The following is a 15,036-nucleotide window of genomic DNA, read 5'->3' on the forward strand; positions in this document are numbered from 1 at the left end:
TGCGGCGCATAGTTTAAAATGATGCTCTGCGAAGCGCTACATGTGGATGAAAAAATATGTCTGAACTGATCCTGGCGTCAACCTCTCCATGGCGGCGAATGCTGCTGGAGAAGCTTTCAGTGCCTTTTGAATGCGCAGCTCCAGACGTTGATGAAACGCCGCTGCCGGGTGAATCGGCACGCCAGCTGGTGATGCGTCTGGCACAAGCAAAGGCGCAAGCCCTCGCCGAACGCTTTCCACACCACCTTATTATAGGTTCTGATCAGGTTTGCGTCCTGGACGGCGAAATCACTGGCAAACCACATAACGAAGAAAACGCCCATCGCCAGTTAAAGAAAGCCAGCGGCACCATCGTGACCTTCTACACCGGTCTGGCGCTGTACAATTCAACTAATGGTCATTTACAGACCGAATGCGAACCCTTTGACGTTCATTTCCGCCGTTTAAGCGACCAGGAAATTGACAGCTATGTGCGCAAAGAAAACCCACTACAATGCGCTGGAAGTTTCAAAAGCGAAGGATTAGGCATCACGCTTTTTGAACGTCTTGAAGGCCGCGACCCAAATGCACTGGTCGGCCTACCGTTAATCGCCTTATGCCAAATGCTCCGCCGGGAAGGATTTAACCCCTTACTCACATAAGCAGGTGTTAAAATGGGATCGGAGGTTTTAATACCCTCCCGATCCCATAACGAGCTCATTTTACGCAAGAGCCATCAGGCTGGTAAACAGCATGTTGCCGCCGACAAATAACAGCACGCAATACACGATACGCAGAAACGTCTCCTTATTAATGCGCTGCAGGAAGGCCATTCCCAGAAAGAAGCCGATCGCCGCCATAGGGAAACCGATAGTCAGAGCGCCACCAAGATGTTCCGTCCATGCGCCATTACGATACTGGTTAAATGCGTTCCAGGTGTTAAATACCACCCATACCATATTCATGGTATTACGGAATTTTTCTTTTTCCTTAACGGCTTCGATGGTGTAAACGGTAATCAGCGGCCCACCGATAGTGAACGCACCGTGCACAACACCACCTAAAATAAGACAACCATAACGAAAGCATTTTTTCGCTGTCGTATCTGGCACATTAATAGCTTCTGCTTTTTTAAAGATCAATGGATTGACGATATGCTTGTAAATGTTCATTACTGCAATAATCGTGACCATTGCGCCAATACAGATTTTCGCTACATTGGGACTAATTGTATAAAATAAATAGTTACCGACTAATATTCCCGGAACGCACAGGGCGACTATTTTTCCTAAATCTTTCCAGGAAACATCGCGCCAGGTTCTGACCGCCAGAAAATATAAAAAAGGTAAGGTAATCAACGTACCATAAGGTACCCCTACCGACGTTCCTAGTAAACCGTTAGTCACTGATGCCGCGATAACGGTACAGCCAAATCCGGTACATCCCTGAACAAAAAAACCGACAATTTGCATCAGGCCGACAAGTATAAAATCAGTATTGAAACTCATAATATCCGCCCTGGATATAAAGACACTCGCATTATCTCTGGCTTTTTTCCCACCAAACCAGAGAAGTCAGGATGTGGGTCGGCCTCTCTTTTGTTGTCCCGGAGATGTAAAAGCCATATCTCCGGGATGACACAAAATTAATAGACTGCCCACAACATGCTGCACGTCATTATCAGAAATGAAGTTCAGTGCGCTGAATCAAATCTTTCTGTAACGGTTTGCCGAGTTCGACAAAATAAGCGCTATAACCCGCAACGCGAACCAGCATGTCTTTATAATCCTCCGGCTTTTTCTGCGCGGCGCGCATGGTTGCCGAGCTCATGATATTGAACTGAACGTGCATCGCCTGCTTGGCAATATACTCATCAATAAAACTCAGCAGATTATCGCGCCCTTCGACTCCAGCCACCGCTTCTTGTGGGAATCGAAGATTCATCAGAGTACCGTTGGTCGCCAGGCTATGGTCAACTTTGGTTAATGAGTTGACTAACGCTGTTGGCCCGCAGATGTCATGAGAGCCGCCGTCAGTGTGAACTGGCCCCATATTATCGGAGATAGGCTCAAATTTTTTACGTCCATCAATAGAAGCATTTGTGTTCAGACCCATGCCGACGTTGGCATTCACGGAATAAACGCCTGGACTGAATTCTCCCCCGCGCGGCGTCTTTCTACCGCTAATATGACGGCAGTAGCATTCAAACATGAATTTGAACAGATCATCCGCATAATCATCATCGTTGCCGTAGTGGCGCACCTTCGAACTATTGACCAATGCATACAGTTTTTCGTGGCCGACCCAGTTATCCTTAACTGCCTGCAGCATCTCAGCACCGCTATACCGCTTCTCGTCGAACACCAGCTGTTTAATGGTAGCCAGACTGTCCGCACAGGTCGCCATACCCGCCGCCTGCGGAGCGATACCGTTGTACTTCGCGCCGCCTTCAGTCAGATCCTTACCTGAAATCATACAGTCCTCATAGAAAGCGGAGACGTAGGGAACAGGCTTCAGCTCGCGATGTGCATTGTCGATAATATTCAAACTGCTGCACATTTGATCGGTCCAGTATTCAAACTGTTGATCGACGCTTGCCAGAACTTCATCAAAGCTCTTGTAGGTATCCAGGCTACCGGTATCAGGCCCCAGTTGCTCTCCGGTACTAAGGCTGCGGCCACCGTTGACCACCATTTCCATCATTTTAGGCGTATTCACATAAGCCGCATCATGCCAGCCATACTCTTTACCCGCTAAATCCAGCTCGACGCAGCCAACAACGCAGTAATCTCTGGCCTCTTCAAGAGTCATTCCCTTGCGCAGCATCCCCTTAATAGAAGGTGCATCATTGAATAGCTTCGGATGTCCGTAACCTGCGCGGATGCACTCAACGGTCTTAATTTTTAATTCATAAGGCGTATTTTCATGCATGCGAACACAAACCCACGGGTTCATCATTCGCGTATGGGCTGAACCTTCCAGCATCAGCATCGTCAGATCGTTAGTCGCATCATTCCCCTCACGATCGACGCCGCCAAGAGTCAGGCTTTCACCGCCAAAACCACGACCGTTACGCACTGCAACGGTGCCTTTGTCTTTTAGCTTGGTGGGGTTGTTCATCTTCACGTACTGAACTTCGATTAACTCAAGTGCGAACTCTTTAGTCATCGTGTTGTTCTTCATGTCCGCCGCGAACCACGGATAAAGCCACTGATCCATGCGGCCATAGGAAATGGAGTGCCCATTACTTTCAATTTGGATTAGCGTTGTGGCGAAATTGAACAACTGCAGCGCTTGCCAGAATGTCTGCGGTACACCACCGGCGATCTGCTGACAGTTTAACGCCATGGTTTCGAGCTCTTGCTTTCTCTGCGGGTTTTCTTCTTTTTCAGCAGACTCTTTAGCCAATTTTGCATATCGCGCAATATATTTTTTAGCCGCTTCAAGTTCGATAATCATCGCTGTATAGAAGTCACGCTTGTCGCCATATTCAGGATCACGCTTGCTTAACTTTTCCAATCCGGCTTGCGCATTGTCGATCAGACCGTTATAACCCACAGCCATTAAACGGGCGTAATCAATCGCCAGATGCCCTGCTCCGGCATAATGATAAAGATTGGTCTGGAATATCTTCTCGCCAACTTCAGACCCTTTAGTCTGATCTTTTTCAAGCCGACTGTTGATCAAATCATCAACGGTTTTACCTTCCCAATATCGGCAAAGTTCAACGATCTCCTTGCGTTCCTCATCATTGCGAATATAGAACTGATCGTTGGCACGCTCTTCAAAAGGAGAATGCAGGATCTCATTAATGATCCAGTTGACAGAGAACTCAGGATATATCGGTGATGCTTTGGCCGGGGCCGCTATTTCACCAAGAATAAGATCTTCATCATAGATATATAACCTGGTATTCAGCAGGATGTTTTCAAACGCCCTGGCACACTTCAGCTTACGCGGTGCATCTTCATGCTTCTGATATGCTTCAGTTACCAGTCTTAAGCGTTCAACATCAATATCATAAGGCCTGTCGAGAAACGCCTGCCGCAGGCGATTGACGCGGGGGTATGGAGACCAGTCTTCATGATGAACTTGATAGCCCAGGCTATAGGTTTTATCAAAAGGCTGGGTCCCACATGCAGTAGTATGATTTACTTTCATAGAAGTTATCCCATTTAAGATTGAAATAAAATGTTGACTATTTTTCTTTTGTCCCCACCACGCAATGAATGCCGCGCTGGTTAAAATATTCGGCTAGCATCTGGATATGCTTTTGAAATGACCTGCGATTAACCTTCACGTTTTTCATTTTATAAGGAAGACCCAGCGCAGTATATTTCTCTTCACCAAGACGCATAAAGCTTAAGAGCTGTAATGTCCGGATTTTCCCGCCGAGTTCATTAAGAATAAAATCGGCGGTGGCTTCTATATTCGCCATATCATCATTCACATTTGGAATAACCGGAATACGTAAAATGATGTCATGTCTTTCTGCTGTTAACTTTATTAAATTCTTCAGAATCTTATCATTAGATACTTTAGTATATTTTTTATGAATTTCAGGATCCATATGTTTAATATCTGAAATAATAAGGTCGGTGTACGGCAGAACATTCTGCACTTTTTTCCATGGCACATATAACGATGACTCAAGGCACGTCTGAATTCCTTCACTCATGCAGGCTTGAAATAGTTTGGCGACAAAATCACTTTGCAGTAAGGGTTCACCACCAGAAACCGTCACCCCGCCACCAGAGCGTTCATAATAGCCTTTATCTTTACGAATCTCTTCCATGCACTCTTCTACCGACATAGATTTCCCCCATAGCTTAATCGCATCGGAAGGACAGGCATTATGACAAGCCAGGCAGTTTGTACAGTCGTGGCGTTCTATTGAAGTCAGTTTTCCGCGAGTAAACTGTAGTACATTTTCCTGCGGGCAAGTATCGTCACAAGCAGCGCATTTTTTATAGGAAATGCATTTTGTTTTATAGACCCCCACCTGCGCATAGGGCATAAAACTTTCAGGATTGCTGCACCATTCGCAACGTAACGGGCAACCTTTTAGAAATAACTCGGTGCGCAGACCTGGGCCATCATGGATAGTGAAGCGCTGAATATTGAAAATAATCCCTGGTGGTGATTGATTCATTCTGCATTTCCTCAGCGTTCATTTAAATATTAATGCATATAACACATAGTTTACATGCATTAATATTTTTATTTTCAATACCCTATAAACTCAGGATATCTAAAATGAACGCTTTAGAAAATCGACCGGACTTACTATTTTACATAGGGAATACTCCCTATTTTAAACCTCTACTCCGGCTATTTATCTTCAAACCACTTATACAATTGAAAACGACTGTTAACGCCGCATTTAATGTATATATTTTGTATGTGTTTTTTTACAGTATGGTAACTAATTACCAGTTCATCAGCAATTGCCTGATACGTTAACCCGTTATACATCAGCCCGGCAACCTTCTGCTCCGCCTGGGTCAAAGGTAATTTGATGCCAGAGTAGTCATTAACTTTTCGATCTTCTTTCTGAGAAATGGTGATCCAGTGGTAGGTGTCAATAATTCCATTTGAATAGTTTTGATCATAGGTATAGATTTTGAAAATATAGTCTTTTATAACCCGAGTCTGGACACGATGAGTGGTAGTGCCCTCACCTTCATTACCCAATAAAAATGGGAGCCAGTTACAAGGCCTGGTACTGCTAATCTCTTCGGTAATCGAGGGGCCAAGAATATCTTTCAAAAACTCCTGCGCCATTTCATTTGAACTCATGATGTGCATGAAATCATCAGTGATTAAGTATGCTTTCTCACCTGAAGAGATGATCTCATTTTGAATGTTTGAGACAATTTTAGCCTGTTCGTGCTTCTTGAAGTTTTTGTATGAGTTGGCTACATAAACATATATTTTATTTAACGTAGCTATTTCATTATCAGTGAAGTCGCCCTCTTGCTGATTTTTAAAAAAAGCCACCTGAATATAAGCATTGATACCAAATGCCATTGTCACGCCATAATGCTGCTGGAAATTTTCCTCGAGAAATCGCACGTAACCAGAATGTTCATAATCGATCGTGTTAATAATATCGGTTGATTTATATAGTCTTGGTGTGACATTAAAGTAAGTGAGTTGATCGGCCACCGCTTCCTGATGTATCACATGCCTGACAACATCATTCGCGATAAACTTACGGTATGGATGCTCTTTACCATCAAGATGAATACCATCCCAGTTGACCCATGAAAGAAACTTCCCCTGGGTATCGAAATATGAAATTAAGATTTTTTTGAAACCAAAGTTTCGCTCGAGAGAATCCAATAAGACGCTACTAAAAAATTCCCGCGCAGATATTTGTCGCTCTGACATTTCCGAAAAAAAATTTAACTGACCAACACTTTCGTAGTTCATGGTCACTCTCCATTACTTTTATAAATCCGGGGGCCGATACTCTGACCTATTACATCCGTTTTTAACAAAATATGGTTTTTCTCGCAATTCATTTCCATAAGAAAAAGCTGAACATTGAATTTAGATCACAATGGCTCAGCTTTTCTCACAACCTGGCGAATTTAATTTAAAGAATCATTAAAGTTTTAGAAACCTGTCATAACGCCTTTTCGTAAAGTGCAATAATATCCTTTAATGTCGACTGCCGTGGGTTCACCAGAATATTACCGCTTTTCATAGCATCTTTTGCCATATCAGGGATCATTTCAGCCTTAACACCAACAGCAGACAGTGAGTCAGGAATTCCACAGTCGGCATTAAGTTTTTTAATTTCCTCAACAAGCATCTGCGGCTTAAATTTATTTAATACGCCATTGCCTTCACGAATATAATTATAAATCACCTCATAGCGACCGCAGTCAGCAAGCGCATTATATTCAATCACCGTTGGTAGAAGAATTGCGTTCGCGACCCCATGTGGTATATGGAAAAAAGCGCTTACCGGATGGCTCATCGCATGCACATTGCCCAATCTGGCCCACGCAAAGGCGATACCGGCAAAATTGCTTCCCAGCATCATGTCACATGCTGCTGCCTCATCTTTTCTATTCGCAATAAACCGACGCAGGCTACCGCCAATTAATTCCATCGCTTTTTCTGCCATGGCATCAGAAAACGGAGAGGCGCTGGTGGATAGATAGGCTTCTAAGGCATGAATCAGCGCATCAATACCGCATGCAGCAGCAATATGTGATGGTGCAGTCATGATCAATTCAGGGTCCAAAAGTGCATATTTGGGCAGAATCTCATAACTGATAACGGAGAGTTTATAGTTCCTGGCTTCATCCGTAATGACTGACGAAGCCGTGACCTCACTCCCCGTTCCCGCTGTAGTCGGGATCGCGATCATCGGAACAATCGGTCCTGGGACTTTATTGCTCCCTTCGTAGTCAGTGATGCTTCCACCATAGTTAACTAATACTCCCACTGCTTTCGCAACATCTATCGAACTGCCTCCGCCGAGCGCCACAATACTCGTTGCACCACATTTCTTGTAGACCGCAGTTGCTTCATTTACGACGTCTACGGTTGGATTCGGAATCACTCCCAACCAGGTGGTATGATGAATTCCCGCTGAAGCAATAATATCTTCTATCTTTTTTACTACCCCAAGACCTTCGAGACCGGGGTCGGAAATCAAGAGCACATTTTCAGAATGATTTTCCTTTAAGATTTGCGGCAGTTTATTTAGGCAGCCGATACCAAACTCAATGCTTTGCGGTATTTTAAAGTTAAAGCTTTTCATCATCTTCCCTTCTATTTTCAGTAATTAAAAGACATGAATATCTCTTCTTCCCCTGCCCTAAAAATCATAAATTTGGCCTGGGCGTACTTATTTCATAAAATCCGAGAGTTGGCTGAACGCAGGCCAAAATTTCAAGCATGTATAACCGACAATCACCACGAATATGATATGGATGAGAGCCATCAGGCTTCCTCCTTTGAACATAGCCCTGGCATCCAGACCATAGGCTACAGGGATTGCCCGAACGCTGATGGGCAGCATAAATTCTGCGTTGAAGGCCATCACGGTAATAAACCAGTAGGGAATAGGATTCAAACCAAGCTTGGTGGTAAATCCAAGGACAATAGGCAGCACGACAGCGGCTGAAGCAGTTGAGTTTGTTGATTCAGAAATGATGCGGGCCAGAACCACAAATACAATAATGGTAAGCAGCCCACCATCAAGCGATAGTTGTGAGATAAGACTGGCGATTCCAACGCTTGCACCAGAGTCATTCACCAATTTTCCTAACGCTAAACCACCGCCAAAGAGAATAAGCATTCCCCACATGGTCTCTTGTTGCGCCATCTCCCAGGTCAGCATCGGTCCTTTTTTGACCGTAGTTATCACAAAGCAGAGGCAACCAAGAATCAGATATAAATGAGCAGGAGACAGTGCCGGAAAAATAGGTGCATACAGAGGACGCGCAAAAGCGCCAATCAGGCCTAAAATGAACAGCGAAGCGCAGACTTTCTCATCACGCGTCATCGGTCCGAGTTCGCGGTAATTCTTTTCAAAGTACTCGCGCGTTCCATTTAGCATTTTAACTTTCATCGGCATCAGCAGCATACAGGCAAGGCTGACAATCGAAATAATGATGTAAAACGGTGCCATACGAATGAGCCAGTCAACGTACATAAACTCGTGACCAATACGCTCTTCAAGAATTGAAATAGCCGCAAGGTTCATCGCTCCCCCCAGAGGACTCCCTACACCACCAATACCAACCCCCCAGCCAATCGCCAACAGGATTGGAACCGCTGGTTTACATGAAGGTATATCGTCGTAACCTGACGCTGCCAGCATGGCGATAGCAATAGGCGTAAACAATGCGCAAACCATCACATTCGGGAGAATGGTTGAAGCTACGATGCTGGCAAGCAACCAGACCGTAATCTGCGACTTCATTGATGGGCCGATAAGAGAAAGAACTTTTAAAGCAACCCGGCGATCTAAACCAATCGAAGCCCAGGGGATGCACAGCAGTCCCGAACCAAAAATAAGGATGATGCTATCGGACCAATACTGGGCCGTAATGCTCCCCATCGGCACAATATTAAAGAGCGCGTTGATAACAATTGGCAGGAGGCTGGTTACAGCAACATGCACCGGGCGGGTAACCCACCAGAAGATCATCCACAGCAAGGTACCGACAGCCTGTGCGCCTGGGGTTGTCAGGCTATGTGAAAAAATCAGGATAGCCACAATAAAAATGATAGGGCCGCTTAAGAGATATACCAAGCGTCGTGAGTTATTCATAGCATATCCCCAGCGTCAATTCTTTCAGTTGTAGGCCAATAGATGCACATGTGTTTAAAAAACGTAATTATATAGATACGAAAAATCTCAACTTCATATCAATAAAAGTAAATTTATTCTTTTCTACGAAGTGCATCACATTTAGCAAAAACGATTCAGTTATTTTTCAAAAAAAATCCCACCTAATGTCACCACTGTATTTAAAATGTATCTACATTGTTGAGAAATATATGTCATACAGCTAGACCTACTAACATGAAAAAAACAAATTAATTCTTATATATCAAAACCATATCAAACATTAAAAATCAAAAAAAGCAGCTATCCTTACTATTTTCTATAGGGAGAACTCCCTATTTTATAAAGATCATGCGCTATATCTCTTATTGAAAAGTGAAATCCAAAACAAAGTGACGCCGTCTCTATCAGTAATATAAATAGAATGTGAGATACTTTGTTGTGTATTTTTTATATATAGAATAAATAATTGTTGCATGCATTGATTAAATGTCATGAGACAAGCTGCGAAAGGTCAGTTAATTCTCAGCAGTTAGCCCGACAAGCGCTTTGCTGGTCAGTAACTATTTAATCCTGGACGCTCGCTGGCAGGTAAAGTGGCTTATGAAGATTTGCGTACCGTCGATTTTCTCAGCAGCTTAAAAGGGGTCAACGACGTCTTCGCCAAAGTCCATAAAGTATGGGCATCGCAAAATACGTAGGGCTGGAAACGAAAACGTGGCCAGAACTTGACCACGTTTTTTATAAAGCGCAACAGGACGAGGTTTTCCCATGGCTTGATAAGTGGCTCAAATCCTGAGCCTGATACACATTACTTTGCGTTACGCAAAACCTGTAGGCAGCGCTTAAGCTGATTATCTAAAGGCGCTTCGACACGCATAACTTCCCCGGTTCCCGGATGCGTAAATTTCAGCGCTGCGGCATGCAGGAACAGACGGTTAAGGCCGGTTCCTGCCAGTTGCTTGTCGAATTCACGGTCGCCGTAACGATCGTCAAAGGCTATCGGGTGACCGGCATATTGTGTATGCACACGAATCTGATGGGTACGACCGGTTACCGGACTACAGCGCACTAGCGTCGCATGGGTATAACGTTCTTCCACCTTAAAACGGGTCTCTGAAGGTTTGCCCTCCTGATTGACCCGAACAATACGCTCGCCACTTTGCAGAATATTTTTCAGCAGAGGAGCCTGCACCACTTTGGTATGCGACTGCCACTGTCCACGCACCAGGGCCAGATAATCTTTCTGCATTCCTTTATCGCGCAGTTGCTCATGCAGCGAACGCAGCGCTGAACGCTTTTTCGCAACCAGCAAAACGCCAGACGTATCCCGATCGAGACGATGAACCAGTTCCAGGAAGCGAGCCTCCGGGCGCAACGCACGCAGACCTTCGATCACGCCAAAGCTCAGACCGCTACCGCCATGCACCGCTGTACCTGAAGGCTTATTGAGCACCAGAATGTGATCGTCTTCATAGAGAATGACGTCCGCCAGGGCGGCCACTTTTTGCAGATGCGGAGATACCGCTTCTTCTGCCCTTTCCGCTACCCGCACCGGCGGGATACGAACTTCGTCACCGGCTTCCAGTTTGTATTCCGGCTTAACACGTTTTTTGTTCACCCGCACCTCGCCTTTACGCAAGATGCGATAAATCATGCTCTTCGGTACGCCTTTGAGTTGCGTACGCAAAAAGTTGTCGATACGTTGCCCTGCGTCATCATCCGCAATGGCAACCATTTTTACGCTTGGGGTCTCAGTTTTCATGGTGCGCGATTCTAAATAGCCCGACGCATTAGCGCCACTCATTTTTATATGCTTATATTTATCATTATCTGGATTGCATCGCATGCTTCATCGTCGTTTTGTTTGTTATTAGAACAATCTGTATACGCTGGTGAAGAAACTGTGAGTAACCGGATGATAAAAGGTAAAAGTCAACTTGCTATAACAAGCTTAGCAATGGAATAATGATGCAGTTTTCCGTGCTGAACCTTGTTAGAACAAGAAATTAGCGGAATGACCAATTTTGTCTGACCGATCATCCACGCAGCAATGGCGTAAGACGTATTGATCTTTCAGACAGTTAGCGGGCTGCGGGTTGCAGTCCTTACCGGTACAGGCTCTATGGATTTTACGTCGCAGGAAGGCGTCAACTCCGGGATTCCCGGGAGCTCATCTGAGTCAAATGATTGAGATGAGCAGGTTAAGCCAACACGCCTGCAACGTGAAAAACAATGGGTATAAATGGAATCTTCTCTGGTGATACATCCCAGGCAGTTCCCCTGATAATTGCACTGTGTTTCCGTTTGAAATACAGGCGACCGACACTCTGCGCCTCTTAAGCGCGCGACAACCGTGAGGTTGGCGACGTGAACCAGACTCGAGGCCATCGGTTTCCCCCGGTAAGGCGTTACTCTGCCCGTAGCTTAGTCGTCAATGTAAGAATAATGAGTAAGTTACGATGAAAAGAATGTTAATCAACGCAACTCAGCAGGAAGAGTTGCGCGTCGCCCTTGTTGATGGGCAGCGCCTGTACGACCTGGATATTGAAAGCCCCGGGCACGAACAGAAAAAAGCGAACATCTACAAAGGCAAAATCACTCGCATTGAACCTAGCCTCGAAGCCGCGTTTGTTGATTACGGTGCCGAGCGTCATGGTTTCCTCCCCCTCAAAGAAATCGCCCGCGAATACTTCCCTGCCAACTACAACTCTCATGGCCGCCCTAACATTAAGGACGTGCTGCGTGAAGGCCAGGAAGTGATCGTTCAGATTGATAAAGAAGAGCGTGGCAACAAAGGTGCCGCCCTCACCACCTTTATCAGCCTGGCGGGTAGCTATCTGGTGCTGATGCCGAACAACCCACGCGCTGGCGGTATTTCACGCCGTATCGAGGGTGACGATCGTACCGAGTTAAAAGAAGCGCTGGCTAGTCTTGAGCTGCCAGAAGGCATGGGGCTTATCGTACGCACCGCGGGCGTCGGCAAATCCGCTGAAGCTCTGCAGTGGGACCTAAGTTTCCGCCTGAAGCACTGGGAAGCTATCAAGAAAGCAGCCGAAAGCCGCCCTGCGCCATTTCTAATCCACCAGGAAAGCAACGTTATCGTGCGCGCTTTCCGTGATTACCTCCGTCAGGATATTGGCGAAATCCTTATCGACAACCCGAAAGTGCTTGAGCTGGCTCGCCAGCATATCGCAGCGCTGGGCCGTCCGGATTTCAGCAGCAAAATCAAGCTGTATACCGGTGAAATCCCGTTGTTCAGTCACTATCAGATTGAGTCACAGATTGAGTCTGCTTTCCAGCGTGAAGTTCGCCTGCCCTCCGGCGGTTCTATCGTTATCGATAGCACCGAAGCACTGACCGCAATTGATATCAACTCCGCACGCGCTACCCGCGGCGGCGATATCGAAGAAACCGCGTTCAACACTAACCTGGAAGCAGCGGATGAAATCGCTCGCCAACTGCGTCTGCGTGACCTCGGCGGCCTGATCGTTATCGACTTCATCGACATGACTCCAGTACGCCACCAGCGCGCGGTTGAAAACCGCCTGCGCGAAGCGGTGCGCCAGGATCGTGCGCGTATTCAGATCAGCCACATTTCTCGCTTTGGTCTACTGGAGATGTCCCGTCAGCGCCTGAGTCCATCGCTTGGCGAGTCCAGCCATCACGTCTGCCCGCGCTGTTCAGGCACCGGAACAGTACGTGACAACGAGTCGCTGTCGCTCTCCATTCTTCGTCTGATTGAAGAAGAAGCGCTGAAAGAGAACACCAAAGAAGTCCACGCTATCGTGCCGGTACCGATTGCTTCTTACCTGCTGAACGAAAAACGTGCTGCGGTAAGCGCCATTGAAACTCGTCAGACCGATATACGCGTCATCATCGTCCCGAACGATGAGATGCAAACCCCGCACTACTCTGTACTGCGCGTGCGTAAAGGTGAAGAAACCTCGACTCTGAGCTATCTGCTGCCGAAACTGCACGAAGAAGAGATGGCGATGCCTTCTGATGAAGAGCCGCCAGAGCGCAAGCTTCCAGAACAACCTGCACTGGCTGCTTTTGTGATGCCAGATGCACCGCCTGCTCCTGCACAGGATGAACCAACCAGCTCACCAGCGGCTAGCACTCCAGCGGCATCTGCTACGCCTAAAGCGGCTGCACCGGCTCAGCCTGGCCTGGTATCGCGCTTCTTCAGCGCGTTGAAAAACATGTTCTCCGGCGCAGAAGAAGCCAAACCAGCGGAAGTTCAGGTAGAAGCTAAAGCGGAAGAGAAAACAGAACGTCAGCAAGAGCGCCGTAAACCGCGTTCGAATAACCGACGCGATCGCAACGATCGTCGCGATAATCGTGACAATCGTGATAACCGGGACAATCGTGCTGATAACGGCGAAGGTCGGGAGTCTCGCGAGTCTCGCGAAGAAAACCGCCGCAATCGCCGCGAGAAGCAGCAGAACGTCGAGGCGCGTGAACCTCGCCAGACTACCGGTGAAGATGCGGAGAAAGGCAAAGTCCGTGACGAGCAACAACCTCGTCGCGAGCGTAACCGTCGTCGTAATGATGATAAACGTCAGGCTCCACAAGAAGCGAAAGCACTGGCTCCTGAAGAACCTGTCGTGCAGGAAAGCGAGCAGGAAGAACGCGTTCAGACAATGCCACGTCGCAAACCGCGCCAGTTGGCACAGAAGGTTCGTGTTGAATCTGCTGCTGCCGAGCAGGTTGTTGAAACGGTTGAAGCTGCGCAGCCGGAAATCGTCGCGCCGCGTACGGAACTAGCAAAAGTCGATCTGCCAGCGGTTGTTGTTGAAACTGTCGCTGAGAACGACGAAAGCATTGATACACGCGAAGCCGATGCTCGTGAATCTAACGGTATGCCGCGCCGCTCACGTCGCTCTCCTCGCCATCTGCGCGTAAGTGGTCAGCGTCGTCGTCGCTATCGTGACGAGCGTTACCCGACTCAATCCCCGATGCCGCTCACTGTAGCCTGTGCATCGCCGGAAATGGCGTCAGGTAAGGTGTGGATCCGTTACCCAGTCGTTCGCCCGCAGGAACCGCAGCAAGAAGAAGCTCAGGTTCAGGAGTTCACGACTGTAGCGGTAGAACCTGTTGTTTTGCCAGCTGTTGTTGCAGAACCTGTTGTCGCTGAAGTTGTGACACCGGCAGTGGTCGAAGAGAGCGTTGCGGAGCAGGTCATTACCGCTGAGCCGCAAGTCGTCATCAGCGAACCTGAAGTTCCGGTTGTAGAAACAACTCATCCGGAAGTTATCGCCGCGCCGGTTGATGAACAGCCGCAGCTGATCGCGTCAACAGATGAGGTCGTGGCTGAAACTGTCGTTGCTGAATCCGTAGAAGCAGCTACAGAACAAACTGTCGAACCAGAAGAGCTGGCGGTTGCAGAAGAACCTGCCGCAGTAGAGGACGTTGCTGTGGTAGAAGAAATTCCTGTAACTGCGCAGCCAGCACCTGTAGCAGAACCGGTTGTTGAAGCTGAGTCTGAAGCGGTTGTTGCCCCGGTTGTCGTTGTAGCTAATCGCAACGCTACCGCGCCGATGACGCGCGCACCTGCACCAGCTTATGAGTCGGAAGCACCGCGCCACAGTGACTGGGTCCGTCCGGACTTCGCCTTTGATGGTAAAGGTGCGGCAGGCGGACACAGTGCAACCCACCAGGCGTCAGCTGGGCCTACTCGTCCGCAACCTGTAGAGTAAGTTCCACACCTAAAAAGACCGGCCTTTGTGCCGGTCTTT

General features: G+C 47.2%; 9 protein-coding genes and 1 pseudogene. 3 read left to right on the forward strand and 7 right to left on the reverse strand.

What is annotated here, in order from left to right:
- Positions 1–56 precede the first annotated feature (56 nt).
- Positions 57–641 (forward strand): Maf family protein, encoded by a 585-nt coding sequence (locus AC07P6_RS19075; protein WP_478314207.1) that lies wholly within the window; start codon positions 57–59, stop codon positions 639–641.
- Between the two features lie 60 nt (positions 642–701).
- Here AC07P6_RS19075 and AC07P6_RS19080 read toward each other — a convergent pair whose 3' ends face one another.
- The 6 genes from AC07P6_RS19080 to AC07P6_RS19105 form a co-directional block, all read right to left on the reverse strand.
- Entirely contained in the window at positions 702–1,487 is a 786-nt protein-coding gene (locus tag AC07P6_RS19080) for a sulfite exporter TauE/SafE family protein (protein WP_110277116.1), read from the reverse strand.
- A 172-nt stretch (positions 1,488–1,659) separates the two neighbouring features.
- The gene (gene hpfG, locus AC07P6_RS19085; protein WP_478314209.1) at positions 1,660–4,140 is read right to left on the reverse strand and encodes a (2S)-3-sulfopropanediol dehydratase; all 2,481 of its coding nucleotides are present in this window, start codon (positions 4,138–4,140) and stop codon (positions 1,660–1,662) included.
- A gap of 37 nt (positions 4,141–4,177) precedes the next feature.
- Positions 4,178–5,131 carry a (2S)-3-sulfopropanediol dehydratase activating enzyme gene (gene hpfH / locus AC07P6_RS19090; RefSeq protein ID WP_434659225.1) on the reverse strand — a complete coding sequence of 318 codons (954 nt, stop codon included), beginning with the start codon at positions 5,129–5,131 and terminating at the stop codon, positions 4,178–4,180.
- A gap of 179 nt (positions 5,132–5,310) precedes the next feature.
- Positions 5,311–6,414 (reverse strand): response regulator transcription factor, encoded by a 1,104-nt coding sequence (locus AC07P6_RS19095; RefSeq protein WP_434659226.1) that lies wholly within the window; start codon positions 6,412–6,414, stop codon positions 5,311–5,313.
- 196 nt (positions 6,415–6,610) lie between these two features.
- Positions 6,611–7,762 (reverse strand): iron-containing alcohol dehydrogenase, encoded by a 1,152-nt coding sequence (locus tag AC07P6_RS19100; RefSeq protein WP_478314211.1) that lies wholly within the window; start codon positions 7,760–7,762, stop codon positions 6,611–6,613.
- A gap of 84 nt (positions 7,763–7,846) precedes the next feature.
- Positions 7,847–9,277 (reverse strand): SLC13 family permease, encoded by a 1,431-nt coding sequence (locus AC07P6_RS19105; RefSeq protein WP_478314213.1) that lies wholly within the window; start codon positions 9,275–9,277, stop codon positions 7,847–7,849.
- A gap of 584 nt (positions 9,278–9,861) precedes the next feature.
- Here AC07P6_RS19105 and AC07P6_RS19110 point away from each other — a divergent pair.
- A pseudogene (locus AC07P6_RS19110) lies at positions 9,862–10,094 on the forward strand (hypothetical protein); the annotation flags it as partial.
- A 12-nt stretch (positions 10,095–10,106) separates the two neighbouring features.
- Here AC07P6_RS19110 and rluC read toward each other — a convergent pair.
- The gene (gene rluC, locus AC07P6_RS19115; protein ID WP_478314215.1) at positions 10,107–11,060 is read right to left on the reverse strand and encodes a 23S rRNA pseudouridine(955/2504/2580) synthase RluC; all 954 of its coding nucleotides are present in this window, start codon (positions 11,058–11,060) and stop codon (positions 10,107–10,109) included.
- A 697-nt stretch (positions 11,061–11,757) separates the two neighbouring features.
- Here rluC and rne point away from each other — a divergent pair.
- Complete coding sequence (rne, locus tag AC07P6_RS19120; protein ID WP_478314217.1) at positions 11,758–14,997, forward strand: ribonuclease E; 3,240 nt, start codon at positions 11,758–11,760, stop codon at positions 14,995–14,997.
- Positions 14,998–15,036 lie beyond the last annotated feature (39 nt).

The organism is Klebsiella sp. GFKo11 (assembly GCF_056490265.1).